This window comes from Sorangiineae bacterium MSr12523 (assembly GCA_037157775.1).
Lineage (GTDB): Bacteria > Myxococcota_A > Polyangia > Polyangiales > Polyangiaceae > Pendulispora > Pendulispora brunnea.
Genome location: CP089982.1, coordinates 9,224,648 through 9,250,231 on the forward strand (window position 1 = coordinate 9,224,648; position 25,584 = coordinate 9,250,231).

At 65.2% G+C, this 25,584-nt stretch carries 23 protein-coding genes; 8 read left to right on the plus strand and 15 right to left on the minus strand.

Going from position 1 to position 25,584, the window contains the following annotated elements:
* Positions 1 to 6: 6 nt before the first annotated feature.
* From LZC95_35865 to LZC95_35880, 4 genes are read right to left on the minus strand one after another with little or no spacing between them, the layout of a single operon-like run.
* On the minus strand, positions 7 to 735 hold the full coding sequence (locus LZC95_35865; protein ID WXA91816.1) for a hypothetical protein: 729 nt from the start codon (positions 733 to 735) through the stop codon (positions 7 to 9).
* A gap of 52 nt (positions 736 to 787) precedes the next feature.
* Complete coding sequence (locus tag LZC95_35870) at positions 788 to 1,444, minus strand: ABC transporter permease (protein WXA91817.1); 657 nt, start codon at positions 1,442 to 1,444, stop codon at positions 788 to 790.
* Positions 1,441 to 2,418, minus strand: coding sequence for an ATP-binding cassette domain-containing protein (locus LZC95_35875; GenBank protein WXA91818.1), 978 nt, complete (start codon positions 2,416 to 2,418; stop codon positions 1,441 to 1,443). The genes LZC95_35870 and LZC95_35875 overlap by 4 nt, the downstream gene beginning before the upstream one ends.
* 43 nt (positions 2,419 to 2,461) lie before the next feature.
* Positions 2,462 to 3,400 (minus strand): 2-dehydropantoate 2-reductase, encoded by a 939-nt coding sequence (locus tag LZC95_35880; GenBank protein WXA91819.1) that lies wholly within the window; start codon positions 3,398 to 3,400, stop codon positions 2,462 to 2,464.
* Between the two features lie 85 nt (positions 3,401 to 3,485).
* On the opposite strand from LZC95_35880, the gene map reads away from it, so the two are divergent.
* From map to LZC95_35905, 5 genes are all read left to right on the plus strand, one after another.
* Complete coding sequence (gene map / locus LZC95_35885) at positions 3,486 to 4,250, plus strand: type I methionyl aminopeptidase (protein ID WXA91820.1); 765 nt, start codon at positions 3,486 to 3,488, stop codon at positions 4,248 to 4,250.
* A gap of 111 nt (positions 4,251 to 4,361) precedes the next feature.
* Positions 4,362 to 4,631: a LysR family transcriptional regulator gene (locus LZC95_35890; protein ID WXA91821.1), complete on the plus strand. Its 270-nt coding sequence runs from the start codon at positions 4,362 to 4,364 to the stop codon at positions 4,629 to 4,631.
* A gap of 236 nt (positions 4,632 to 4,867) precedes the next feature.
* Complete coding sequence (locus tag LZC95_35895) at positions 4,868 to 6,229, plus strand: sigma 54-interacting transcriptional regulator (GenBank protein ID WXA91822.1); 1,362 nt, start codon at positions 4,868 to 4,870, stop codon at positions 6,227 to 6,229.
* A gap of 3 nt (positions 6,230 to 6,232) precedes the next feature.
* Positions 6,233 to 7,660 (plus strand): serine/threonine protein kinase, encoded by a 1,428-nt coding sequence (locus LZC95_35900; protein ID WXA91823.1) that lies wholly within the window; start codon positions 6,233 to 6,235, stop codon positions 7,658 to 7,660.
* An 11-nt stretch (positions 7,661 to 7,671) separates the two neighbouring features.
* Positions 7,672 to 8,583 (plus strand): hypothetical protein, encoded by a 912-nt coding sequence (locus LZC95_35905; GenBank protein WXA91824.1) that lies wholly within the window; start codon positions 7,672 to 7,674, stop codon positions 8,581 to 8,583.
* 3 nt (positions 8,584 to 8,586) lie between these two features.
* Here LZC95_35905 and LZC95_35910 read toward each other — a convergent pair whose 3' ends face one another.
* Genes LZC95_35910 through LZC95_35950 form a run of 9 tightly spaced genes read right to left on the minus strand, consistent with a single transcriptional unit; the run spans position 8,587 to position 19,424 of the window.
* Positions 8,587 to 9,435: a glycoside hydrolase family 16 protein gene (locus tag LZC95_35910; protein WXA91825.1), complete on the minus strand. Its 849-nt coding sequence runs from the start codon at positions 9,433 to 9,435 to the stop codon at positions 8,587 to 8,589.
* Entirely contained in the window at positions 9,422 to 10,246 is an 825-nt protein-coding gene (locus tag LZC95_35915) for a hypothetical protein (GenBank protein WXA91826.1), read from the minus strand. Before LZC95_35915 ends, LZC95_35910 begins: the two co-directional genes overlap by 14 nt.
* A gap of 1 nt (position 10,247) precedes the next feature.
* Positions 10,248 to 11,582, minus strand: coding sequence for a serine/threonine protein kinase (locus tag LZC95_35920; protein ID WXA91827.1), 1,335 nt, complete (start codon positions 11,580 to 11,582; stop codon positions 10,248 to 10,250).
* 29 nt (positions 11,583 to 11,611) lie between these two features.
* Positions 11,612 to 12,877, minus strand: a complete 1,266-nt coding sequence (locus LZC95_35925; protein WXA91828.1) for a DUF5050 domain-containing protein — start codon at positions 12,875 to 12,877, stop codon at positions 11,612 to 11,614.
* Positions 12,874 to 14,220 (minus strand): sigma 54-interacting transcriptional regulator, encoded by a 1,347-nt coding sequence (locus tag LZC95_35930; GenBank protein WXA91829.1) that lies wholly within the window; start codon positions 14,218 to 14,220, stop codon positions 12,874 to 12,876. The genes LZC95_35925 and LZC95_35930 overlap by 4 nt, the downstream gene beginning before the upstream one ends.
* 27 nt (positions 14,221 to 14,247) lie before the next feature.
* Positions 14,248 to 15,426 carry a cytochrome c gene (locus LZC95_35935; GenBank protein WXA91830.1) on the minus strand — a complete coding sequence of 393 codons (1,179 nt, stop codon included), beginning with the start codon at positions 15,424 to 15,426 and terminating at the stop codon, positions 14,248 to 14,250.
* Positions 15,423 to 16,796: a DUF1501 domain-containing protein gene (locus LZC95_35940; protein ID WXA91831.1), complete on the minus strand. Its 1,374-nt coding sequence runs from the start codon at positions 16,794 to 16,796 to the stop codon at positions 15,423 to 15,425. Before LZC95_35940 ends, LZC95_35935 begins: the two co-directional genes overlap by 4 nt.
* A 10-nt stretch (positions 16,797 to 16,806) precedes the next feature.
* Entirely contained in the window at positions 16,807 to 17,484 is a 678-nt protein-coding gene (locus LZC95_35945; protein WXA91832.1) for a hypothetical protein, read from the minus strand.
* On the minus strand, positions 17,481 to 19,424 hold the full coding sequence (locus tag LZC95_35950; protein ID WXA91833.1) for a DUF1549 domain-containing protein: 1,944 nt from the start codon (positions 19,422 to 19,424) through the stop codon (positions 17,481 to 17,483). The genes LZC95_35945 and LZC95_35950 overlap by 4 nt, the downstream gene beginning before the upstream one ends.
* Before the next feature lie 374 nt (positions 19,425 to 19,798).
* Here LZC95_35950 and LZC95_35955 point away from each other — a divergent pair, with 374 nt between their 5' ends.
* Genes LZC95_35955 through LZC95_35965 form a run of 3 tightly spaced genes read left to right on the plus strand, consistent with a single transcriptional unit; the run spans position 19,799 to position 23,466 of the window.
* Positions 19,799 to 21,505 (plus strand): VWA domain-containing protein, encoded by a 1,707-nt coding sequence (locus LZC95_35955; GenBank protein WXA91834.1) that lies wholly within the window; start codon positions 19,799 to 19,801, stop codon positions 21,503 to 21,505.
* On the plus strand, positions 21,506 to 22,255 hold the full coding sequence (locus LZC95_35960) for a hypothetical protein (protein ID WXA91835.1): 750 nt from the start codon (positions 21,506 to 21,508) through the stop codon (positions 22,253 to 22,255).
* On the plus strand, positions 22,252 to 23,466 hold the full coding sequence (locus LZC95_35965) for a substrate-binding domain-containing protein (protein ID WXA91836.1): 1,215 nt from the start codon (positions 22,252 to 22,254) through the stop codon (positions 23,464 to 23,466). The genes LZC95_35960 and LZC95_35965 overlap by 4 nt, the downstream gene beginning before the upstream one ends.
* Here the strand turns inward: LZC95_35965 and LZC95_35970 are convergent.
* Both LZC95_35970 and LZC95_35975 read right to left on the minus strand, forming a co-directional pair.
* A complete protein-coding gene (locus LZC95_35970) occupies positions 23,429 to 24,628 on the minus strand; it encodes an MFS transporter (protein ID WXA91837.1) in 1,200 nt (399 codons plus the stop codon). The genes LZC95_35965 and LZC95_35970 overlap by 38 nt on opposite strands.
* A 44-nt stretch (positions 24,629 to 24,672) precedes the next feature.
* Complete coding sequence (locus LZC95_35975) at positions 24,673 to 25,572, minus strand: dihydrodipicolinate synthase family protein (GenBank protein WXA91838.1); 900 nt, start codon at positions 25,570 to 25,572, stop codon at positions 24,673 to 24,675.
* Positions 25,573 to 25,584: the final 12 nt, after the last annotated feature.

A 25,584-nucleotide genomic window follows, 5' to 3' on the forward strand; every position in this document is an offset into this window, starting at 1 on the left:
CTCCGACTAAAAGCGCCCGGTCAAGAGGGGAAACGTCGGGGCGCTCGCCGCGCCCACCCGCGACGGCTCCGGCGCGCGCCAGGCAAACGACGAGACGTGCTGCGCGATGTTTCGCTGCCGCTCGGTGAGGGAAACCTTGGGTTGGTGCACGCCCACGCCCAACAGGACGGCTCCGGTGATGATCACGGCGACGCCAGCGCCGGCGATGAGGCCATCCCGCGTGAGCAGACGCGATTGCTCGGACTCGCACGACGTGCTGCTCGATTCGTCGTACATGCAGTGGAAGCTGTCGACGAAGAACAGGAACCCGCCGATGGTCGATGCGATGCTGCCCGTCACCAGGCCCAGGACCCCGAAACCGATGAAGGCCGACCGCCCACCATTGGGCCCAATGCCGACGTCTTGATGGCGCTGCGGGTCGAGGAAAAACGGCTCGCCGACGGGCGCAATGCGAACGCCCGCCCGCTCCGCGGTGACCGAGGGCAGGCGCACCGATCCGGGCTCGAGCTTGGCGGAATCCACCGGAGCCTCCTCACGCGTCAGTCGATAGGTCCCCGCTGGCACCTCGCGATCGCATCCCGAGCTACATACGAGCTCCCACCCCCGAAGCGTCTTTCGTTCGAGGTGCGTCGACGTATCTTCGAGGTGAACGTGAACTCCTCGGGGCTCCTGCGCGTACGCGACACACGGAGCGAACACCATCCCAGCGGCCAGAAGCCATGCACGACGATCCATGCGTATGCATGTGCCCCACGCCGGGCGCGCTTCAAAATGACGTCAAATGACTTCAGCTCGTGCGCAGGCGCTGGGAGAGCACGTTGCCGAGCCACTGGATGACTTGCACCATCACGATGAGAAGGGCGACGGTGACCGCCATGACCTTCGTATCGAAGCGTTGGTAGCCGTATCGGATCGCGAGATCGCCCAGGCCGCCCGCGCCCACGGCGCCGGCGACGGCGGAGTAGCTCAGAAGGCTGATGATCGTGATGGTGACGCCCAACACGAGAGACGGGAGGGCCTCGGGGATGAGGACTTTGTAGACGATTTGCCCTTCGGTGCAGCCCATGGCCTGGGCGGCTTCGATGAGGCCGCGATCGACCTCACGAAGCGACGTTTCGCAGACACGCGCGAAGAAGGGTACCGCGGCGAGCGTCAACGGAACGATGGCGGCGGTGGTGCCGATGGTCGTACCCACGATGAGGCGCGTGAACGGGATGACCGCGACGAGCAGAATGATGAACGGCAGCGAGCGGCCGACGTTCACGACGGCGCCGAGAGCCCGGTTCAACCAAGGTGCCGCGAGAAGCCCGCCGCGCTCCGTGAGGATCAACAGCACGCCCAGCGGAAGGCCGAACAGGACGGTGAGCAAGGTCGACGCGCCGACCATGTAAAACGTGTCGACCGTGGCCTCCCACAGCATCGAGAGCATCGTGTCGACGTTCATGTCTCCACCTTGAGGCCCGTTCGCTCCTCGAGAAAATTCCGCGCCGCAGAGGCATCGGGGCCGGAGAGCTCCAACAGCAGACGCCCCACGCGCTTCTCGCGCACCGTTTCGATGCCGCCGCCCAAGATGTTCACGCCGACGTCGAACTTGCGCAAAAGCGACGAGAGAATCGGCTCCTCCGCAGCGGCGCCCACGAAGGTGATCGTGGCCAAGAGCCCGCCGTTCTTTTCCTTGGGTGGCACGATGCGCGGGAAGAACTCGTGCGCGATCTCCGAGCCGGGCTGTGCGACCAAGTCATCGACGAGGCCCTGCTCGATGACGCGGCCGTCGCGCAGAACGGCCACGCGATCGCAGATGTGTTTCACCACGGTCATCTCGTGCGTGATGAGCATGACGGTGAGACCAAGGCGCCGATTGAGATCGCGCAGCAGGTCCAAAATGGAACGCGTGGTCTGTGGGTCGAGCGCGGACGTGGCCTCGTCCGAGAGGAGGACCTTGGGCTCGCACGCGAGCGCGCGCGCAATGCCCACGCGCTGCTTTTGCCCGCCGGAGAGCTGCGCGGGGTAGGCATTGGCCTTGTCCGCGAGGCCCACCAAGGAGAGCAGCTCCTTCACCCGCTTTTCGCGCTGCGGCTTCGCCTGGCCGATGACCTCGAGCGGAAACGCGATGTTGTCCGCCACGGTGCGCGAGCGCAGCAAGTTGAAGTGCTGGAAGATGATGCCGATCTGCTGACGCGCTTTGCGGAGCCCCGCCGCATCCAGGGTGGTGAGCTCCTGGCCATTGACGATGACCGAGCCCGACGTGGGACGCTCGAGCAGGTTCACGCAGCGGATGAGTGTGCTTTTGCCGGCACCGCTCTGTCCGAGGACGCCAAAGATCTCTCCGGCCGGGACGTGAAGGCTCACGTCATCGAGCGCTTTCACGGCGTGATCGCCCGTGCCGTAGACTTTGCGGATGTTCTGAAATCGGATCACGAGGTCAACCGTACTACAGAAATTCGCTAAATGAGCGAAGTGTCTATTTTAGCGAACGAGCGGCGTTCTCCTGGGGAAGGAGCGCAGCGAGGAGAAAGTCATTGGTCGGTGTGGGGACGCCGGCCTCCTTGCCGAGTCGTACCACCGCTCCCGTGAGGTTGCCGAGTTCGGAAGGGCGCCCGGCGACGATATCGCGGTACGTGGAAGCGTTCGCTTCGGCGGGGAGTGCATCGACGAAGCTCAACGTGCGCGCGACCGCATCGTCCGCGATACGGATGCCGCGCGCCCGCGCCACGCTCGCGATCTCCTCCATGGCGCGTGCGAGCATCGCGCGCGATTCCGGGACCGAGCGAAAGGCGCCAGCAAACGAGCGCGTGACGGCGCCGACGGATCCCATGGGCGCGAGAAAGAGGAGCTTCTCCCAGAGGGCCGCATCGATGTCCTGGGAGATCTTCGTGGTGATGTTCGCCTTCGTGAGCTCGCCGGCGAGGCGCTCGACGATGGCGCGTTGTGCAGGGGTGCGCGCGCCGAGGGTGACCACGGGCGGAGGCTTGATCCACTGGATGACGCCGGGGGCGGCAATCCAGCTCAGCATGTGGCAAAGGCTGCCGAGAACCGGTTCGTCGCCGAGCGCACGCGCGAGCGTCGGGACGGCATCGACGCCATTTTGCAGGGGAACGACGACCGACGCGGCGCGAAGGCGCGGGGCCATTTCTTCGACCTGCCATGCTTTGACGGTGACGAGCGCGTAGTCGACCTTGCCAAAGGCAGCGGGATCTTCACCGGCTCGAATACGTGCTCCGGGTCCTTCGACGCGGAGCGTGTGCTCTCCGTCGGGACCACGCAGGACGAGGCCCTGCTCCTTCATGGCCGCGAGATGTGCACCGCGGGCAACGAAGGCGACGTCGTGACCGGCTAGCCCGAGAAGGCCACCGAGCAGACCGCCGACTCCGCCCGTTCCAACGATTAAGAATGAGCTCATTTTGAGGGGTTCCTGGGGCTAAGATCGAATCGATCTTGGACAACGGGAAGAGGTTTAGCGTACCTGAGAGGCGGGTGCCGCCACTATGATCCATCTGAAGACCGACGCCGAGATCGCGAAGATGCGTGAGGCCGGACGTATCGTTCACGCCATCCTCGATGCACTCGAAGCTGCAGCTCGTCCTGGCGTTTCGACGTGGGAGCTCGATCAGATCGCCGACCGCGAATTGACGCGGGCCAAGGCGCGATCGGCATTTCGTGGATACCGCCCGCGCGGAATGACCCCCTACCCCGCCGTCATTTGCGCATCGGTGAACGACGTCGTGGTGCACGGGATCCCCAACAAGCACACCGTGCTGCGCGATGGCGACATCCTCAGCATCGACTTCGCGTGCTTCAGGAACGACTACTGCGCCGATGCCGCGCGCACCATCGCCATCGGCAACGTGACCGCCGCAGCGCGTGATCTGCTCGAAACGACGCGCACGTGCCTCGAACGCGCCATCGATGCCACACAACCGAACGCGCGCCTCGGCGACGTGGGCTGGGCCGTCGAGGAACACGCGAAGTCCAAAGGCTATTCGCTGGTGCGCGACTTCGGGGGGCACGGCATCGGCCGCGCGATGCACGAGGAACCCAGCGTCGCCAACCACGGCCCCGCCGGGCGCGGTGTGCGACTCACCCCCGGCATGGTCATCGCGATCGAGCCGATGTTGAACGCGGGAACGGGAAGCATCCGCACCCTCGACGACGGCTGGACGATCGTGACCAAGGACCGCAAATGGTCGGCGCATTTCGAGCACACGGTGGCCGTCACCAAAGATGGTCCCGTGATTCTCACGCTGCCGTAGACGTAACATTCGACAGATAGCTTCGGTTCAAGACTCCTTTGCACAGCGCGGGTGGGGAAACCGACGCATTCGATCGAAAGTTGCCTTATTTCGCGCTAGCTTTCGCGATCGATGAGCCTGCAGCAGCTTCGCTATTTCGTGGCGGTGGCCGAGGAGGAGCACGTGGGGCGCGCGGCGGAGCGATTGCGCATCGCGCAGCCGGCCCTCAGCCGTCAGATCCGCAACTTGGAGGCGGAGCTCGGGACGACGTTCTTCGAGCGAACGCCGCGCGGGATGCGGCTGTCGACCTCGGGTGCGGTGTTCCTTCCGCACGCGCGGGCCATCCTTTCGTCCATCGAATCGGCCACGGCTGCGATTCGCTGCGGCACGGGGAGTGCTTGAATGCTCGAGCATGCGCCACGAGAATCTTCTCGCGAGGTCATCGTTGTGCGTGATGAGCGCGCTGCTCATGGCCTGTCCATTTCCCACACGTCCCACGCCGCCGGAGGTACCGCCCGAGCCCGGTTTGACGCCGCAGCGTCCGCCGACCGAAGCCCCCTCCGCGCAGAAACCCCCGCCAAAGGTGGAATCCGCTCCCACGGTTCCGAAGGCGCGATGATTGTTCTAGGTTGGGCTGGGTGACTGCTCAGCGAAGGATCGTCGTCGTCGGGCAAGCGAGGTTCGCCAGCTATGCGCTTCCGGAAGCCGGGCGCGTGTCCGTGGGGCGCTCGGAAAAGAGCGACGTTCGCATCGAGGATGAGTCCATCTCGCGCAAGCACGCGCGGCTGCACGTGGGCGCCGGCGTCGTCGAGATCGAGGACCTCGGGAGCGTGAACGGTACGCGTGTTCGCGGCGACCGGCTCACGACGGGGCAGCGCGTGCGGCTACTGCCAGGCGAGGCCTTTCACGTTGGAAACGTGATGATGGTGCTCGTCGCGGATGGGGATGGCCCGCGCAAGCCGCTGCAATCGAGCCCGGACCAGGTGGAGACGCGCCGCGCGCACGCGGGCACGCAGGGCGGAGCGCGGGAGCCCGGCGCGCGCGCGATGCACGTCATCGAAGACCCGGCGATGCAGGCCCTCTACGAGATGGCCTCGCGCATCGCGGCGGGGAACATCCACGTGCTCGTGCTGGGCGAAACGGGTGTGGGCAAGGAGCTCGTGGCCGAGACGATCCACGAGCGATCGCCCCGGCGCACCGGGCCCTTCGTGTGCCTCAATTGCGCGGCGCTTTCGGAACAACTGCTCGAGGCGGAGCTTTTCGGCTACGAGCGCGGGGCCTTCACCGGGGCGGTGCAGAGCAAACAGGGTCTGCTCGAATCGGCGCACGGCGGTACGGTGTTTCTCGACGAAGTGGGCGAGATGCCCCTCGCCTTGCAGGCGAAGTTGCTGCGCGTGCTGGAGTCGCGGCAGCTGCTGCGCGTCGGCGCGGTGAGGCCGCGCGAAGTGGACGTGCGATTCGTGGCCGCGACCAACCGGGATCTGCAGGCGGCCATCCAGGAAGGGCGCTTTCGGAGCGATCTGTTTTTCCGCCTCAGTGGAGCCAAGCTGGTGATTCCGCCGCTGCGTGAGCGCGCGGTGGAGATCGAGCCGCTGGCCAGAGCCTTCGTGCAGCGCGCGGCGCGCGATCTGGGGCGGGCGCAGGCTCCTCGGTTGACCCCGGAGGCACTGAACCTGCTGCGCGCCTATTCCTGGCCGGGCAATGTGCGCGAGCTGCGCAACTTCGTGGAGCGTGCGGTGTTGCTCGCCGATGGGGTCGAGCTTTCCGCGGGGCATTTTCCCATTGCGGAGATGGCGGCGGTCATTCCGACGAGAGGGTCGAACGAGCCGGCCCCCTCTTCGAGTGAAATGTCGCCTGCGAGCGAACGCGAACACATCCTCGAGGTGCTGCGTGCGTGTGCGGGGAATCAGTCGCGCGCGGCGAAGGTGCTGGGCATCGCACGGAGCACCCTGGTGGCGCGCCTCGACAGCTACGGCGTTCCTCGCCCCCGAAAGACGTAGCGAATGCGCATCGTGGGCCGCTACGCCGTCTACGACGAAATCGGCCGGGGCGGCATGGCGGCCGTGCACTTGGGGCGGCTTTTGGGGCACGTGGGCTTTTCGCGCACGGTGGCCATCAAGATGCTGCGGCCGCAGTACGCCAAGGACCCGTCGTTCGTCTCGATGTTCCTCGACGAGGCCCGCGTGGCCGCACGCATCGCGCACCCCAACGTGGTGCACACGCTCGACGTCGAGGCAACCCAGGGCGAATTGTTCGTGGTGATGGAGTACGTGCACGGCGAATCGCTGTCGCGGTTGATGCGCAACGCGCGCAACGAGAAGACGCCCATTCCGCCACCCATCGCCGCGTCGCTTCTCTCCGGCGTGCTTCTGGGGCTGCACGCGGCGCACGAGGCGAAGAGCGTCGGCGGCGAGCCGCTCGATTTGGTTCATCGCGATGTGTCGCCGGACAACATTTTGGTCGGCGTCGACGGCCTCGCCAAGGTCGCGGACTTCGGTGTCGCGAAGGCGCGCGGCCGGTTGCAGACGACACGAACCGGCGAGCTCAAAGGCAAAGTGGCGTACATGGCGCCCGAGCAAATCGAGGGGCGAGCGGTCCGCGCCACCGACATGTTCGCGGTGGCCATCGTGCTCTGGGAGATGCTGGCAGGGCGGCGTTTCTTCCAAGGCACGGACGAGCTGACGCGCATGCGGAACCTGCTCAGCGGCTCCATCGAGTCGCCGCGCGTGCATGCGCCGGGGATGCCCGAGGCCCTCGAGGCGGTGGTCATGCGCGGGCTGGAACGCGATCCGAATCGGCGCTTCGCCACGGCGCTGGAGATGGCCACGGCGCTGGAGCGCGCGGTGACGCCGGCAAGCGCAATCGACGTGGCACAATGGCTCGAGACCGCCGCCGCGGCCGCGCTCGAACGGCGCTCGGTGCTGCTGGCACGGATGGAGGAGTCTTCGCACGACGCGTTCTCGCAGCCGGTGCTGTCGGACCCCGAGCCCAACGAGTCGGTGGAGGAAGAGTCGGGGGATCCGACGCGGCCGGTACCGGGGCTTGCGGCCGATTCGCAATTCGCGAATCGCGAATCGCGAATCCCGAACGTCTCGGCGCGTCCCTCGCCGCGGCGAGGTCGCCTGGGGATATTGCTCCTGGTCGCAGCCATCGTGGCGGTGCTTTGGGCGGCGCGGAAGAAGGAAGACGCGCCGACGGCGCCCATTGCATCCATTGCTTCCGTTGCGCCGGCACCGATCGAGGCGCCGTCGGCCGCACCCGCGGATGCCGACGTACCGGTCGAGTCAGCAGTTCCGTCGGCCGCGCCGCCGCACACCAAAGGGCGAGGACGAACCACGCGACCTGCTGCCAAACCGGAAAAACATGATTGCTCGCCGCCGTACACGATTGGGAGCGATGGGCTGCGGCACTACAAGCCGGAGTGCTGGTAAGGTCTCCTGCGATGACGTTGCCAGCCTCGAGGTCCATCGTTCGTGCGACCGCGCTCCTTGCATCCGCCGCCATGGCCTTCGCCGCCTTTCCGGCGTCGGTGCATGCGCAAGGTGATGCGCGAGCCTGCGTGGCCGCGGTCGAGCAAGGGCAAATTCTTCATCGCGACGGCAAGCTCCGCAAAGCCCGTGAAAAGTTCATCGCCTGCGCGCGCGACGAGTGCCCCGGGCCCGTGAGAAGGGACTGTGCTCACTGGCTGTCCGAGGTCGATGCGAGCCTCCCATCGGTGGTCTTCGGGGCGAAGCTCCGCGATGGCCGCGAACTGCGCAAGGGGCGCGTTCTCTTCGACGGCGAACCGCTTCACGACAGCTTGAACGGCCGCGCCGTGGCGGTCGATCCGGGCGCGCACACGCTGCGCTTCGAGCTGGAGGGCGCCAAGCCGCTTCAGATCGAGACGGTGATCCACGAGGGCGAGAAGAACCGGCTCATCGCGCCCACCTTGGAGCCTCTCGATGGACCGGCCACGCCGCCCGCAGCGGTCACCGCGCCCGAGCCGAGTGCTCCACCTCCCGAGGAACCGAAGAAGACCGAACCGGCCGAAAGCCGCCCCATCCCCGTGGCCGCGTTCCTGACCGGTGGCGTCGCGCTGGTGGGCCTTGCGGGCTTCACGTACTTCGGGTTGAAAGGTCGCGGTGAGCTGGACGATCTGCGTTCGAGCTGCGGCCCGAACTGCCCCCAGGACGACGTCGACAGCGCACGGAGCAAGCTCCTGGTGGGCGACGTCTTTCTCGCGGGTGGCCTCATCGCGGCGGGCATTACCACGTATTTGGTGCTCACCCGCCCGACGGTGCGCAATCCCAACGTGACATTCGACGTCCAAGCCAGCCCGCGCGGCGCCACGGCCGAATTGCGGGCGCGCTTTTAGTTACTATTTCGTAAAGACGCGCACGTAATCGATTTCGTACGTCGCTTGAAGCGAGCTGGCGGCCGGCTGATCGTTCACGGCCAATGTAAAAAGGAGATAAAGCTCGGCATTCACCGTAAACGACGTATTGTGAACGGGCTTGCCATCGAAATACCAGGTGACGCCGTTTGGCTCGGAATCGATGGCAAAGGTGTGCCAGGCCCCACTCCAATCCCCCGTGTCCGAGAGCACGTCTTTCGTGGCTTGCTGGCTGTTCGACAGGCGCAAAATGGCCGTAACGTTGTTTGGCCGTCCGCCGCCGAACGATGCGATGTCCAGCTCGGGGGTGGAGCTTTCGCTCATGGGCCACGACCAAAAGGAGGGGTGGAGACCATTGCCTTTTGGCAATTTGATTTTGGCCTCGATGTAGCCGTATTGAAAAGACAATATCGACTTCGATTGGACCATACCCGACGTATAATTGAAGAGCCGAGAAGCCTGGTGGTCTTCACGTTTGGCAATCAGTTTGAGTGAGCCGCCGCTCACCTGGACGTTTTCGCGCTGGTACCATTGCAATTCACCGTTACCCGGGTCGGAGTGCGCACGCTCGCCCTCGCGATCGTATTCGGTCGTCCAACCCTGCCCCAGCGCGTTGCCGTTGAACTCGTCGTGGAAGGTCAGCTTCCAGCCGCTTCCCGGCGGGTAGACCACGGTGTCGTCGTTCGCATCGGAGCCGGGGCCCCCATCCCGCGACGGATTGCCACCGTCGCCACCCGTGAGGCCATCGGTGGAGGTGATCCAGTAGCAGGCGTTCATGCTGCCCAAGAGAAGGGAGAGCCCGACGAGTTTCCGAGTGCGGCTAGAAGGTGCCATGAAGCCCAATGCGCGAAGGTCCGATCTCGAGGGCTGCGGCTGGAGGCTGGCCCCGTTGCCCTTTCTTGCCGAAATACCATACCGCGACCGCACCGCCTGCGAAAGCGGCGCCAAGCGCCAGCGAGACATTGGCGATCACAGTGTCGGTGCTGACACCATCGACCTCCGAGGCGCTGCAGCGCGGCGCGCACGTCGAGCGCAAGTGCGAAGACTGCACGGAGGCTTTGATTTCGAAGGCGGCGAAGCTCGCGAAGGAGACTCCGGCCAGCGTGCCGAGGATGTAGACGAACGGCGAGGTTGGCCTTTCGGGTGGCGGCTGCGGCGCCCCTCCCCTCGCCCCCGCGGGCTTTGCGGGGGATGCGAGCGTGACCGTGACCGGCCGGGCGCGTTCGCCTTCATGCACGACAACGCGTTGCTCGACAGGGAGCTTGCCCGCCGCCTCCACGCGAAGGCGGTGCACACCGGGATCGACAGGAACGGCGCGCCCGTTGAGAGGATCCACGGCCGCCCCGTCCAAGGTGACCTTGAGGTCCAGCAGATCGCGGCCCTCCTCATCGCGTGCGGCCACGACCAGCGATGGGATGGTCGCATCGAGCGTGGAGAGCCATCCATCACAGTCCTGTTTCACCACCGCCGGGCAGACCATGCGCGTGCAAATGAGGAGCTGGCCTCGCGCTTCGATCATCTTTCCTTGCGCGAGCAACCGCTGGGCGTACTCCGAGCTCGATGCGCACACGTCCTTCTCGTCGGCGCGCGCCGAAGACGTTGCGGCGAGCACGGCAGCCATCATCAGCGTAGGAACGAGTCGCATCTCAGAGGCACTCGCGCTTGTAGATCTTTCGGCCGGTCTCGTCGCGCATGTACGGCGGTTTGCATGCATCGTCGGTCGGTTTGCTCGTCGCGACGACGGCCTTGTGGACACGCGGGGGCTTCGGCGGCGACGGCGCACTCGACGACAACGCCGCGACGGGTTCCACCGCCGGCTCGCTCGCCGGCGCCTCGACGGCCATGCTGACGGCACCTGGCGACAGCGCCGCAGGTGCCTTCGTGCGCTCCTCTCGCGCTGCAGCAAAGAGAGCGCCCCCCACCGCGGCCGCCGTGCCAAGGAACGCGACCAATGCCACCACCGCCGCCTTCGCCCCGCGTCGTGGTGGCGGGGGAACCACGGTACGCGCCGAGACGGGTGCGCCGCGTTCGAGGCTCTCGATGAGGGCCATCCTCTTCGCGAGATCTTGCTCCGCGCGCGACTGCACCCACGCGCCCAACTCGGCCGCCGATGGAAGCGCGATGCTCTTCTCCAGCTCGAGGGCCATCTCCTGCGCCGAGGCGAAACGCTTGTGCGGCTTCATGGCCAACCCGCGCATCACGATCTCGTCGAGCGCGAGGGGCACGTCCGCGGCCAAGGCGCTGGGCGGGCGCGCCGCCCCCGTGAGAATCTTCTCGTACACGTGCGCTTCGTTCTCGGCGGCGAAGAGCAAACGCCCCGTGAGCGCTTCCCAAAGCGACACCGCCGCCGAGTACACATCGGTGGTGCGGTTCACCTCACGGCCGTGAAGCTGCTCCGGCGCGACGTAACAGAGCTTGCCTTTGAGCGTCGAGCCATCCGTCGCCCGCGAACGCTGCGTGGCCTTGGCGATGCCGAAATCCGCGATGCGCGCCGAGCCGTCGACCCCGACGAGCACATTGTGCGGGGTCACGTCGCGGTGCACGATCGAAAGCGGCTCGCCCTCGGGTGTCTTCGCATCGTGGGCGGCGTGCAGACCATGCAAGACGTCGACGAAGATGGCCGCAGCGATGGCCGGCGGCACCGGCTGGCTCGCGCCATGATGCACCAGCCGCGCAAGCGACTCGCCGTGCACGTACTCCATGACCAAAAAGAGCTCGTCGCTCTCCGCAACCACGTCGACGATGGGCACCACGTTGGGGTGGCGGATGCGCGCGACCAGCCGCGCCTCGTCGAGGAACATGGAGGCGAAGTCGGGATCGCGCGCGTAGTGCGGGTGCAAGCGCTTCACCGCGACGGTGCGCGTAAACCCCGACGGCCCGCAGAGACGCCCCAGATGGATGCTCGCCATGCCGCCGGTCGCAATGACCGAGTGCAGCTCGTAGCGACCGAGCACGAGCGGCAATGTCCGAGAATCAGCCACGCTACCGGGGCAGCTTAGCGCGCCGCCACCTACCGCGCGAGCTTGTAGAGAGCAGGAGCCGTGCCTGGACGTCCCGGCACGCCAGCCAGATCGGTCCAGTAGACCGCCTTGGCATCGACCGCGATGTCGAACGGATTGGTTCCGCGTCGTTGAAAAAGAATTGTCTCGTTGTTGTTGGGATATCCCGCTTTCGTCACCGTTTTGATGGCCCCATCGCCGGTGGTCCAAAAGACCGACGTACGCGTGGAGTCGAAAACCAGAAAGCGCGGGTCGAATTGCTGCGGGGCCACGCTCCTCTTGGAGCAGCTCGTGAGCGAGCACGCCCACGCATAGAGCCCATCCGTTGCCGTGAAATAAAGGTTGCCGTCCGAGATCAGGCCCAAAGCTCCAGGCGCAGCCATGGGGGCTTCTTGCGAACAGGGAACACCGGCGTCGGCGTCGATGGATTCGCATCCCTTGAGGGCACCGTCATCGTAGAGGGGAGGTGTTCCGCGGTTGCTCCAATACAGCGTCTTGTCCGTGGCGATGATCGATTGGATGCCGCCCGGCTCCGGCGCCACCATCAGCGCAGGGCCGCTGCCCGCATCCTTCGAGGTGATGTTCACGCGCCGGATGGCGCCGACGGGTGCCGATGCATCGGGATTTCCTTCCGACCAATACACGTAGCCACCGGCCACCGAGATCGCATAGGGAGCATTGGCGCGGGCAATGCGCTCCTTGCCACCGTCGGTGGTGGTTGCCCAAACGCTGCCTGCGGTGCCGCCGTCGGCCGGCGGGCCAAAGTCGGTGTAGTAAAGCGCATTGCCGGCGAGGGCGATGCGCGGCGGCGGGGATTGGGAGTGGCCGTCACCCGGCACGAGAGTGACCAGCGGCCCACCGTTCTTCGAGATGCGCGTCACCGTGCCGGTGGCGTTCACGCCGTAGACCGAGGCATCGTCGAGCACGATGTGCATCGGCGCCATGCCGCCCTCCGCAAGGAGAATCGGCTGGCAGGCGCCACCCAGGCACGCACCGCCGAGGCAATCATGGCCGCACGCACCGCAGTGGTTCGATGCGATGCGCGTGTCGACCTCACATCCGTTCGAACCGGCTTCGTCGCAATCCGCGAAGTACCAAGGACAGAGAGGCTCACACGGTCCGCCGTCGCACGCGTTCGGGCCGCCGTCGTCGCCATCTTGTGGGGCGCCGCTGGACAAGCCATCGGTGAAGCGGCACGCCGCCAAGATGGCAGCCAACGCGATGGATGCGACGGAGGCGACGACCAAAACGGCCGCGAAGGCGGGGAGCCGTGTCATTCTTTTTCTTGGCGAGACTTGATGACATAAAAGTAGCGCCGCGCAATCCCGGAGGCCGCCGCCGCCCGCACCACGTTGCCGCCGTGCTTCGCCAGCACGCGCTCGACGTAGGCGCGCTCGAACGCGTTCATCACGCGATGGCGCGCCTCGGGAAACGGCAAGTCCATGGCCAACGTCTCGCGAACCACGTCCCCTTCGTGCGAAACGGACGCGCGCGCAGGGACCGATGGGGGCATCTCCGCGAGATCACCCAGCGCGAGGCGTCGTGCCACGGCATTGTGCAGCTCGCGCACGTTGCCTGGCCAGGCATACTCCTCGAAGCGGCGCAAAAGGTCGTCGGGGATCGGCTTGTCGGTCCCCCCGAGTTGCTCCCAGAAATAGCGGCCGAGCACCTGCACGTCGCCGCGCCGCTCACGCAAAGGCGGCAGCTCGATGCGGGCGACGGCAAGGCGGTAGAAAAGGTCGTCACGGAAGCGGCCCGCCTGGACTTCTTTGTCGAGATCGCGCCTCGTCGCGGCCATCACGCGCACGTCGACGCGGACGAACTTCTCGGCGCCCACGCGCTGCACCTCGTTTCGTTCGATGGCGCGTAGAAGCTTCGCCTGGAGTGCGATGTCCAGATCGCCGATCTCGTCGATGAGCAACGTGCCCGTGTGCGCGAGCTCGAACACGCCGCGCCGCGCGGCCACGGCGCCGGTAAAGGCTCCGCGCTCATGCCCGAACAAGGTGGACTCGAGCAGGTTGCTCGCCACCGTCGTGCAGTCGAGGACCACGAAGGGCCCCTTCTCGCGGGCGCTCTCCTCGTGGATCGATTCGGCGAGCAGCTCTTTGCCGGTACCGGTTTCGCCTTCGATGACCAAGGGGACATCGGTCGCCGCAAGGCGCTCGCAGAGCGGGTACAGGCGGCGCATTTCCGGGCTCGCGCCAACGAGGCGCCCGAAGCGCATCGCGGGGTTGATGGGATGCTCCGCCGGCATCGCCACCACCTCCACGTGGAGTACGTTGTCGCCGAGTCGAATGACTTCGCCACCGTGGAGGCGCACGTCGAAGACGCACATGCCGTTGGCCCACGTGCCGTTGGTGGACCCTAGGTCGGTGAGGCGGAGGCCCTCGGGCGTGACGTCGATGGCCGCGTGACGGCGCGAAATCTGCCGGTCGCCGAGCCGGAACGCGCACGCGGGGCTCGTTCCCACGAGCACCCGCGAAGGCTGCGTCCCGTCGAGCACGCACTCTCGACCAGCGTCCGGGCCCTCGACGACCCGCAGGCGGAACGTCGCCGTCGCGGTGAATGGCCCGCGCGGCCGAGACTGAAGAACGGTCGACGCGCCCTCGTCGTTGGGCATTCACCCTAGGTTATCACAGGGGGCCTTTCACGGCTTACTCCACGCCTCGATGGCGGCCCGCTGGGCGTCGGTCAGGCTGAAACCCGAGCCCGAGGGCGGCATGGCCGCGGGGGTTCCGGCCTGGGCGACCACGCGCTGGTAAACCGCGGCACGCCGCGCGCTCCAGAGCGCGTAGGTCGAAAGATCCACGTTGGAGGCGTCTTTCCCCGTGCCCGGCGCGCTATGGCAATGGCTGCACACCGTCGCGTAGACCGGTTGCACGTTGGCCGTCCATGCCGCCTCGTCGTCCGTCCCGCCAGCGCCCGCGGCGTACCGCAGCAGCTGGCCACCGGCGACCACCCAGACGTCGCCCGACGGAGATCCGGCCAATTGCACATCGTGCCCATCGCCAGCGAGCCCCAAGCCCGAGGAGATCGCCACATGACCGTCTTTGACGAGCGCCAGGTCTCCGTCCACGGCAAACCACACATTCGCGCCCGACGATGCAAGCCCGCGGATCGTGCGCGCTCCCGCATCGTACACCGAGCGCATGTCGCCACCGTCCAAGCGATACACCCCGTGATGCGTCGCCGAAAAGAGCGTCCCCGCCGCGTCGTATGCGACGAACGCCGCATCGGGAAGCGCGACGGTCTCTTGTGCCGCCTCCTGCCCGGGCGTGACGATGCGCACGCCGTCGTCGGCCGCAATGGCCACACGCCCCGCCGCCGAAGCCACCGCGCGAAGGGCCGGCGCCGTGTAGTGCTTCACCGTGGTGCCATCGCTGGTTGCCAGGCCCTGCTCGAGGAGAAAACCCGTCGCCCGCTGGCTTCCCGCGAGCCCGGCCACCTTGTCCGAGGCCAAGCCGAATCGATCCGACACGTTCTCCACGCCGTCGTGACCGAGCACGCGTTGCAACCGACCTTGCCCATCGACGCCGACGATCCACGTGCCGAGCCCCGAGGCCGATGGAATCACGCCCGCGGAGCGCCACGCGGTGACAGTAGGATCCGTGCCCACCACCGATCCACTGACGAACGTGGTGACGCCGGCGGCGCCGAACACGGCCACCGTCGTGTCGTATTCGGCCACCGCCTGGACCTGCCCCGTTTCGATGCTCGAGGGGTTCCACGTCACCGGCATGAGCGTGAGCGTCGTCACGCCGCCATCGTCATCCCCCGAACACGCGGCAAGAAAGAATACCGCCAAAATGTTTATCGAATGCCTCACGCGAGCAGCTCCTTGATGATTTCCCCTTCACGGAAGTACTTCTGCGGGTCGACGCCAAAAGCCGAAACGAACGTCGCCAGAACGTCCGGCGGCGCCACCGGCCTGGGACCATCGAGAAAGGTCCCCGCATTGGCGGGAAGGAGCTGCAACGGATCGGTCTTTCCGTAAAGCGTCTTTCCTTTGAACTTGGGCGAAAGAATCAGCGCCGAACCATTGGGATAGTGATCGCGCCCGCGCTGAAGGTTGATTTGCGGTGTCCGGCAGAAATCGCTGGTCACCAAGATATGCGTGTGATCGCTCAGCTTGCGCCCTGCGCGGGTAGGATGCGGAATCTTGTCGAGCTGCCCGACCAGCGTCGCCAACGTATCGAACATCTCCTGCTGGATGCCCGCCTGGTTCGTATAATTCGTGGAATGCGTGTCGAAGCTATTGAAAACGAAGCTCACGCAACGCGCCAGGTTGTTGCGAAAGGCCTCCATGGCAAAAGCGGCATTCACCGCTGCCGAGCGCTGAAAGCGCAGGGCGGTCACGTTCAACTCGGGATGGGCCGCAATGAGCGCCGACTCGCTGAAGGTACTTTGCAAACTGCTATTCGTGAGCAAATTCTGCAGCGCGCCATATTGCGAAGCAAATCCCTGCAAGGCGCTGGGGTCGTTCGAAATGGCGGCGAGATCGCTCGCCTCCTCGGTGAGAACGGCATTCACCGTATTGCGTTCCGCCTGCGTGTCGTACAAAGTCGCGCGCGACAATGATTGCGCCATGGTGCCGATGGTGGCAATCCGCAGCGGCCGCGCCCGCGAATCCATTTGGGTACCGAGCAGGTACGAGGGATATTGCACGCTCACCACGGGCAGGAGTTGCTCGGTGCCGAATTCGTTGGCGCAGCAAACGTCGATGCTCGATTGATTCGGGCGCCCGCCATTCAAATGCCGTCCGGTCACGGCGAACGTTTGTCCATCGGGGTGGCTCACCGTGTTCGTGGCAAGCCCATTCACGACGCAAAGCCGCGATGCATGATCCGTCAGGTTGCCAATGGCCGGACCGAACGTGAACGGCGTGCCACCGGGGCGGATGGCTTGAAAGGAAACGCCCCCATCGGAGAGCTTCACCGTCCCACTTTGCCATTTGCGAATTGCCGCAAAGGTGGTGTTCACCGTGCTGGCTGGATCGATGAGCCCTGTCTCTTCCCACCGCGGGTCGAGGCTCAAGGTCACGTCCCACCCGCCCAATGCGTGAATCAGAAGAAAGAACTCGTCGCTTTTGGCAGGTTCCGCGGCGACGGCACGGAACAGCGGCGCACCGGCCAGGGGTAGAAATCCCGCGCCGGCGAGAAAGGCTTTGAGAAAACTGCGGCGGCTCGATGTCGTCATCGTGCAATCCTCAATAGAGATGAAACTCGGGGTGACGAATCAGGCCGTAGCAAACGGCCGCCCATCCGGCTTCCGCCGGTGAAAAGCGCGAACCCGTCACCTTCGCGTGCCCGGTGGCGGTATCTTGGTACAGCTTCCAAAAGCGATTCGTGCGGTCCGTCGGCGCGAGCTTGGCCGGATAATTCAAGAAGGTGCGATGCACCACGTCGAACCTGGGTTCGAACCCCGCCGCATCGAGCTTGGCAGGCATGTCGAAGTCGTAAATGAGCCGCGGCTTCACCGTACGATCGTGCTCCAGCGCGCGATCGCAAAGGGCTACACCGGCCCGCTCGAAGGTCGCGATCATCAGCGTATTGGTCTGGCTCACGCGCGGCGTATCGAACCGATAATCCGGCATGCCCATCGTGCCCAGGTAATCGCGCCAGCTGTCGAAAAGCTTCGACCCGTCGGCCCCGCGCGCCTCGAGCTGCGCTTGCATGGGCGAAAGCCCCCCGAACAAGGTGAGGTACGTGCGAATGTACGACTCCGCCGTGATGAGCCGCGGTCCCTCTTTCGGTGTCGTGTCCTGCGCCACACCGTGCCCCGGCGGCAGCGGCTGCGGCCGAGCCTCGGGCTCGCTCGCCGACTTGGAGCACCCGGCCAAAAGCGCAACGATGGATAATGCGAAAAGCTTTTTCGAAGAGATCACGGCGCACCCCCTGCGCGCCACGCGCTCGAGGTCAAATTGTTCGATTTGCGGTACGCGTCGCTGAGGAGCATTTTCTTCACCACGGCGCGCATCCTGAATCCACCTTGCGCGAGTGCGTCGGCCAAGGTGCGCGCCAGCTCGGCGTCCTCGGTGTTCAACGTTCGCCCGAGGAACGACGTGGCTACATTTTGCGCGACGCACGAGCCGAACTCGGGATGCGCCGTGAGCTCGGCGGCCATGCCTTTCGGCCCGCTGTTCGCATGATTCGTCCCGCCCGTGACATCCGGATACGCCCCGCGCAGCACTGCGTGCTTCGTATCGCTGAAGGCGGGATCGTAATAGCGTGAGCACGTCTGGTTCAGAGTCCCCTTCGCGTCCTTTTTGCAAACCGTGGTGTCGATCGGCATCTTGTCCGCGGGGAAATACATGACGCTGCTCTCGGCCACGCGCGTGAAGTACGCGGCCATCGGCTCCAGGGTCGCGTGGCACGATTTGCAACCATCGCGCGTCATCAGATTGGGATCCTCGGAAGGCTTCAATTGCAAATTGGGCGGGGCAATGAAGTCCTTGCAAAGAAAAGCGTTGTACAGGGCATGCGCCCGCGCCCGCCGGGTGCCGTACTTCGTCAAGAAGATGGGCATGGTCAGAATGCCCGATGCATTCTCGCCACGATTGCCCACCATGGCCCACGTGTTCGCATCGTGCGGAAGCAGCGCCCCCGGGAGATTCTTCGGGTCGAGCAGCGGCACGGGCTCGCTGTATCCGAATGCCACGGCGGCACCGCAGCACGCCGACGGCGCATCGCTCTTGTAATACTGCATCAATGGCCCATTCACGAACGTGTACGGTGCCGTGAGCATTTCGCGCATATCGCGATCTTGACCAAAGAGGTACAGCATGAAGCGCCGCGCCTCCTCTCCCCACCACAGGCGATCCCAATCGCCGCTGTCCTGCGCAATGCTGTCGATGGGGGCGTCGGTGCCCAGAATGTCCAGTTCGGGCGCGACCACCGCGGGCACCTGGCCATTGGAGCTCGGCGTGGGAAAGCAATGTTCGAGGCCGGTGCCGCAGCCGCAATCGATGGCATGCGAAATACCGGTTTGCGAACGACACGAAATGGGAGCGCCCTCGTTCTGCGTGGCAAACGCATCATCGAGCGGCGGATAGGTGTAACGCCCAAAGGGCGGCCCGCCACCGTCGCCGGTCACTTGGCTGGTGCGGCCGCTCCGGTACACATGTCCGGTATCGGCCTTTTGCGCCTCCTCTTTGCAAATGCGGATTTGGGTCGGCGCCGTGGCGCCGTCGGCATCGGTGAGCAGGCCGGCGACGGGGGTGAATCCATATTTGGACCAGGTGGCGGCGTCGTAATACTTCGACGGTGAGGCATTCTTGTAATCGCGGTAAAGCCACCACGGTTTGACCATCACCGTTGCCGCATCGAGCACGGCCTGCGACACCGCCTTTCCGTCCGCGGGGCCGCCCGGCGGATACGGCACCGCCGGCTGGTTCACCGGAAACGCGAGACCCGTTTCGTCGGGCGTAAGGCAAAAATCACCATCGGTCTCGACCCGCGCACGGCGCTGCCCGAATCGGTAATACACGTAAATCGATTTACCGTCCGGGCCGAGTACCTTTTGCCGCCGCAGGTCCACCTGCGTATTGAGCGCATTGAACACGGGGCTCACCTGCAGCCGCAGGAGGTCCATGTAAATCCGCGCCACGCGATCCGCATAGGCGTCCCCGGTCAGGTGCGCATCCACCCACGCATCCAGGTTGAAGTCGGGCTTCTCGAACGCGGCCACCTCGTCCCGGGTTGGAATGCGCCCCACGAGATCCACCGTGAGCGCCCGAAAATGCCGATAGTCATCCAATGTCGGTGCCGCGTGTGCGTGCGCCGTCCAGGCGACACCAAGCGAAGCTAATAGCGCAATCTTTCTCAAGGCGACTCCCTCCGCTCGCCCCTATCGCACGCCCCGCGCCAGCCTTCGGCCTGGACCATGCGCCGTCCTCACTCCCGCGAAACGCCGAAGCCCGAGGGGGAACGCGCCCAAGGCCAGGGCAACCAAGTGTCACCGATTCGATCACCGGCCTGTGATCGGATCGATCACAAACTGAAGAAGGAAACCGCCAGGACGCCAGGATCGCCAGGATCGCCAGCGGAACCTGCAATAAACCCAAAAGAAGGGTTTATTGTTGGTTCACCTGGCGATCCTGGCGATTCTCTTCTGGCGATCCTGGCGATTCCCTCTTCAGTGGCACGTGACCGTCACGCGTTTGTCACACCACCGACGCGGCGCGACGCATATTGAGGAGCGTGCACAGCGTTATTCGATGGGCTCTGATGGTGGCCGCCGTGGCGGGGGTTGCGGCTTGCAAGGAGCAGAAATCTGCACCGCAGCGGGATCCCAGCGTTGAAAAGGGCGAGAGCGCGGAATCGGCCAAGGCGCCCGCCTCGGTGGATGTCGTCATCATCTATGGCAGCGAAAAGAAGACGTGGCTCGAAGAGTCCGTAAAGAACTTCGAGGCCGCCAAAAAGACCACGGCCGCGGGAAGGCCCATCAAGATACGTGCAAAGGCCATGGGCTCCGGGGAGTCGCTCACGGCCATCGTGAACGGCACGGACAAGCCGCACGTGTTCAGCCCCGCATCGAGCGCCTACCTCTCGTTGCTCAATAGTGCGTATTCGCAGAAAACGCAGCGCACCAAGCCGATTGCGCCCGCCGGCGAAACCGTGGTGCTCTCGCCCGTGGTCATCGCCATGTGGAAACCCATGGCCGAGGCCCTCGGGTGGCCCAAAGCCTCGGTGGGCTGGGGCGATCTCCTCAAGGTCAATTTGGATCCACGCGGCTGGGGCTCCAAGGGATTCCCCGAGTGGGGGCGCTTCAAATTGGGGCACACGCACCCCGAGTTCTCCAATTCGGGCTTTCTCTCGGTGCTGGCCGAGGCTTACGCCGGGGCCAAAAAGACGCGCGGGCTGAGCGCGGGCGACTTGGAGAATCCCGCGACGAAGAAGTTCCTCGAGTCCATCGAGGGGACCATCGTCCACTATGGAACCTCGACGGGATTCTTCACCGACAAGATGATCGCCCGCGGCCCGAGCTACATGTCGGCCACGGTCAGCTACGAAAACCTGGTCATCGAATCGTACCAACGGAACCCGCCGCAACCGATCATCGCCATCTATCCCAAAGAGGGAACGTTTTGGTCGGACCACCCGTATTCGATTTTGGATGCCGATTGGGTCGGTAAAGACGAGCGGGAGGGCGCGGAGGTCTTCCTGAAGTACCTCAAGGACCGCCCGCAGCAGGAACGCGCACTTGCCTTGGGGTTTCGCCCGGGTGATGCCGCGGTGGCCATGGCCAGCCCCATCGATGCGGCGCACGGCGTCGATCCCAAGCAGCCGCAAAACCTCCTCGAGGTGCCCGACGCCAGCACCTTGGAAAAGCTTCTCGGCGTGTGGCGCGAGACCAAAAAGGCCACCGACGTCGTGTTGGTCTTCGACAAATCCGGCTCCATGAAGGGCAAACCGCTGGACGAGGCCAAACGCGGCGCCAAAGGCTTCCTCGACGTGCTCTCCGAGCGCGACGAGGTCACCTTGGTCTTTTTCGATAGCCACATCTACCCGGCCATCGGACCGACGAAGATCGCCGGCGGCGGCCGCGAGAAGCTCGCACAACGCGTCGATGGCGTCATGGCCGACGGCGGCACGTCGCTCTACGACGCGGTGGACATGGCCTATGCGGAGATCACCAAACGCGCTGCCGGCGAGCGGGGAAAAATCCACGCCATCGTGGTGATGACCGACGGCAAGGATGAAGGGAGCAAGATGTCGCTCGCCGCGCTGAAAGAGCGATTTCCCAATGAGGCAGATGCGCCCATCAAAGTCTTTACCATCGCCTACGGCGAGGGCGCGAGCTCCGAGGCGCTGGAGCAGATCGCCGAGTCGGCCAAAGGCTCGGCCGTCCGCGGCAGCGTCGAAACCATCAATCGCGTTTATGCCGATATGGCAGCCTTCTTCTAAATGGCCGAACCCGAGAAAACGAGCAGCATGAAGGCGGCGGCCAAGGCTGCGACATCGGCCTTGAGTTTGGCCGTCGCGGGCACGGCCACCGTGGGCGCCGTGGCGCTGCACTCGTGGTCGGTGATGGCCCTGGGCGGCGTGGCCTACGCCACACTCGTCGCCTGGGATCTCGTGAGCGGCAACGACAAGAAGAAGAAGCAAGCACCTCTGCGCGATCCGGCGACGCGCTCGGCGATGCAAACGCTGTCCACCTCGCGCCTGCAGCTCGATCGGGTGCTCCAGGAAACGCCGGAGGACGTCAAAGCCAATCTCGCCTTGGTGCTCCTCTCGGTCGACGAACTCGAGACGCGCGCCACGCAGTTGGCGACGCGAGCCGAGGCCATTGCGGGCTACCTGCTCACCACCGATGTGCGCGTCGTCGAACAAGGTGTGCGCGAGCTCGAGCAGCGCGTGCGCGAGACCCGCGATCCCGAAGCGCGCGCCCACTACGAATCGGCGAAAAAGGCGCGGGAGGAGCACCTCGCCACCTTGGTCGAGCTCACCCACGCGAAGGAACGCATCTTCGCCAGCCTGGTGACGATTTGCGCGACCATGGATGCCATGCCCGCAAAGGTCGTACGCATGCGCGCGCTCGACTCGGAGGCAATGGACGCCATGACGGGCAACCTGAAGGACGAACTGTCGCGCATGAACGACGATATGCAATCGCTGGAAGAAACATTGAAGTCTCTGTCGGAGGTCATCGCTTGAAAGCCAAATTGGCCATCGTTGCCGTCTTCATCGTGGCCCTCGCCGTCGTGGTGTTCTTCTCCTTCAAAGAGAAAGAAAACCCGACCAAGGATCCGTCCACGCCTCCGGTCAGCGGCGTTGCCTCGCTCTCCGCATCGGGAAAGCCCCGTGAGGGGGCGGTGGAGATCTCCATGCTGTACGGCACGGAGAAGAAAGACTGGATCGAAGATGCCGCGGCCAGCTTCGCCCAGCAGCACCCCGAAATCCGCGTCAAGCTGATTGGCAAAGGCTCCATCGACGCCGAGCAGGCCATTCTGGACGGGAAGGAAAAGCCCACCATCTTCAGCCCGGCCGATTCGATGATTCTGAATCTGCTCGATTCGGATTGGCAGACGAAAACCAAGACGAACATCCTCGCGGGGGGCCAAGGTGAAGATGCACCGCAGACGCTGGTCATTACGCCGCTGGTCTTCGTCGCCTGGGAAGATCGGGCGGCGGCGCTGCTCAAGTCGTCGGGTACCACCATTGCGTGGCACACCATCCGCAAGGCGGTGAGCTCGCCGCAGGGATGGCCCGCCGTCGGCGGAAAGGCCGATTGGGGCTTCGTCAAATTAGGGCATACGGATCCGACGCTCTCCAATTCGGGGATGCAGGCGCTCTACCTGATGGCGCTCGAATTTTACGGAAAGACCGGCGGCCTCGAGGTGGGCGACCTACTCAAACCGAATTACCAGGCCTTTCTCAAGGACATCGAAAAAGGGGTGCAGAAGTTCGAGTCGTCCACGGGCACGTTCATGACCGACATGGTTCGATTCGGCCCTTCGAAATACGATATCAGCGTGGTGTACGAGAACCTGGCCATCGCACAAATCGAGAATGCGCAGGGCCGCTGGGGCAATCTCAAAGTGTATTATCCGGCGGTGACCCTTTGGAGCGATCACCCCGTCGCGCTGCTGCAGGGCGATTGGATCACCCCCGAGCAAAAGCAGGCCGCGCGGACGTGGATTGCCCACTTGCGCAGCCGCCCCGTGCAGGAGAAGGCACTGGCCTACGGGTTCCGCCCGGCGGATCCGGCCATCCCCATCAAGACGGGGGATGCGCAGAATCCGTTCACGAAGCTGGCCGCCTTCGGCATCCGCGTGGATATCCCGCCGGTGGCGCGCGCGCCCGAAGGGGCCGTGGTGCGCAACATGCTCACGCTGTGGAGCCGGACGATCGCGCCTGCAAGATGAACGAGAGGACGAACGAGCAACAGGCGATCGCGCCCACGCCGACGCTGCCAAACTGAGGAAACGTCCACGCGGTGAAGAACGTGGTGGCGACGACGCCGAGCTGCATGGCGCTCGCACTGGTCGAGAGAACCGTGGCCCGGCGCTCGCCGCCGAGATCGGCCAGGAGGGCTTGAAGCGCGGGGCCTCCAAAGCCCGCGAAGACGGCCCAGAGCCAGAAACCGCCGAGGGCCACCACGAACGGCGACGACGCGAGCAGCGTGAGCCCGCCGATGCCGAACAGGGTGCCCACGATGCCCAGAAGCACGGCGCGTTTGGTGCTGCCGGTCCACGAAACCGCGGGCGCGACGAGAAGGTTGCCGGCGATGGTCAACACGCCAAAGCTGGCGAGCCACATCCCCGTTTCGGACAGACTGAGCGCGTAGCGCGTGCGAAAAATCTCGCCCGAGATGGCCATCACGCCGATGGTCACACCGATCCACAGCCCTTGCGACGCAATGCCCGCCGGCACGCCAGGAAGCGCAAAGGCACGGGCCACGCCCGCGACGACGGACTCCGCCTCGCCCTGCACCGTGGTGCGCTTGGCCGGGATCGCAAATGCCGCCGACACCCACGCGCCAATGCCGCAAGTGGCGAGCACGATGAAGGCCCAACGCCAGCCGAATTGCTCGGTGATCCATCCGCCGAGCGCGGGGCTGGCGATGAAGCCGATGGTGAGCCCCATCATGGTGTGCCCCATCGCCGCGGGCCGCCGCTCCTGCGGAATCAAATCGCCCACCAAGGCGAATGCATTCGGACCGAGGGCCGCCGCCGCACCGCCACAAATGAACCGCGCAACGAGCGCCACGGGGAAATTGGGCGCGGCGGCCACGCCGTACGTCGCGATGGTGAAGACGGCGAGCGACGGAAGAACGACGCGCCGCCGTCCCCATCGATCGGACAGCGCACCGAACAGCGGACCCAGCACGGCACAGGGCAACGCGTACGCCGTCACCAGCAGCGCAACACGCGCCGGCTCGACGTGAAAGCTCTCGCCCATGGGCGACAGAATGGATGAGAGAACGTATTCGTCGGCGCCGATCAGAAACATGATCAACGCCAGGGGGAAGACAATCTTGAAGTAGGTCATCGAAACGTGAAACGGGACGGAGGCAGGGTCTGCCACGTCATGGGGCCGATGTCACGCGCCGACTTCGTTGCACGACTCCGTTACAGGGCCGGACGCGACGCCAGAGCACGCTGAATGGTGGCCTCCGCTTGCCGCAGCTCGTCACCCACGAGCACCAGGCGCGGCGGACGCACATGCACGCGACCTTGGCCCACACGCTCCTGCACCAGTTTGATGAGTTGCACGAATTTCGGCACCGTATCCATGCGCAGAAGCGGCAGGAACCAGCGATACAATTCCGCGGCCTCGCGCTTTCGGCCTTCGAGCGCAAGGCGGTAAAGCGCTACGGACTCTGCCGGGAAGGCGTTCACCAGGCCCGCGATCCATCCCGTCGCGCCCGCGTCGATGCCTTCCACGATGGCGTCATCGACCCCCACGAGGATGTCGAGCCGCTCGCCGATGAGGGCACGGATGCCGGTCACGCGGCGGACGTCGGTGCTCGATTCTTTGACGGCCTCCAGGTTGGGAAACTCGGCGGCGAGTTCCTCGATCTGCTCGGGGACGAAGTCCGTGCGGTATGCGACGGGGTTGTTGTAGAGCATGCACGGCAGCTCGGTGGCGGCGATCACCGCGGCCACGTGCGCGCGCATCTCGCGCCAATCGGTGCTGTAGACGTACGGCGGCAAAACCATGAGGCCGCGACAGCCCACCGACGCCGAATGCTTCGCGAGCTCCACGGCCTCCGCGGTGCCCAATGCCGAGATGCCCGGCACGATCGGCACGCGCCCGGAGGCGGCGCCGAGGCACGTCTCGAGGATCTGTCGTTTCTCGTTCGACGAGAGCGTCGCCCCTTCGCCGAGCGAGCCCAAAGGCACGATGCCCGCGACGCCATTGTCGATCAACCAGCGGACATGCTCGGCGAGAAAGCCATGGTCCACGGTCAGGTCGGCGTTGAACGGCGTGGTGATGGCCGGAAATACGCCCTTCCAATTCAGCTTCATGATGGGTTCTCC

Bases quoted from the DNA above. Each gene is read 5' to 3' on its own strand.
- LZC95_35865 (WXA91816.1), bottom strand. From the start codon at position 735: ATGGATCGTCGTGCATGGCTTCTGGCCGCTGGGATGGTGTTCGCTCCG.
- LZC95_35960 (WXA91835.1), top strand. From the start codon at position 21,506: ATGGCCGAACCCGAGAAAACGAGCAGCATGAAGGCGGCGGCCAAGGCT.
- LZC95_35905 (WXA91824.1), top strand. From the start codon at position 7,672: ATGACGTTGCCAGCCTCGAGGTCCATCGTTCGTGCGACCGCGCTCCTT.
- map (WXA91820.1), top strand. From the start codon at position 3,486: ATGATCCATCTGAAGACCGACGCCGAGATCGCGAAGATGCGTGAGGCC.
- LZC95_35925 (WXA91828.1), bottom strand. From the start codon at position 12,877: ATGACACGGCTCCCCGCCTTCGCGGCCGTTTTGGTCGTCGCCTCCGTC.
- LZC95_35880 (WXA91819.1), bottom strand. From the start codon at position 3,400: ATGAGCTCATTCTTAATCGTTGGAACGGGCGGAGTCGGCGGTCTGCTC.
- LZC95_35900 (WXA91823.1), top strand. From the start codon at position 6,233: ATGCGCATCGTGGGCCGCTACGCCGTCTACGACGAAATCGGCCGGGGC.
- LZC95_35940 (WXA91831.1), bottom strand. From the start codon at position 16,796: ATGACGACATCGAGCCGCCGCAGTTTTCTCAAAGCCTTTCTCGCCGGC.
- LZC95_35975 (WXA91838.1), bottom strand. From the start codon at position 25,572: ATGAAGCTGAATTGGAAGGGCGTATTTCCGGCCATCACCACGCCGTTC.
- LZC95_35890 (WXA91821.1), top strand. From the start codon at position 4,362: ATGAGCCTGCAGCAGCTTCGCTATTTCGTGGCGGTGGCCGAGGAGGAG.
- LZC95_35910 (WXA91825.1), bottom strand. From the start codon at position 9,435: ATGGCACCTTCTAGCCGCACTCGGAAACTCGTCGGGCTCTCCCTTCTC.
- LZC95_35870 (WXA91817.1), bottom strand. From the start codon at position 1,444: ATGAACGTCGACACGATGCTCTCGATGCTGTGGGAGGCCACGGTCGAC.
- LZC95_35930 (WXA91829.1), bottom strand. From the start codon at position 14,220: ATGCCCAACGACGAGGGCGCGTCGACCGTTCTTCAGTCTCGGCCGCGC.
- LZC95_35915 (WXA91826.1), bottom strand. From the start codon at position 10,246: ATGCGACTCGTTCCTACGCTGATGATGGCTGCCGTGCTCGCCGCAACG.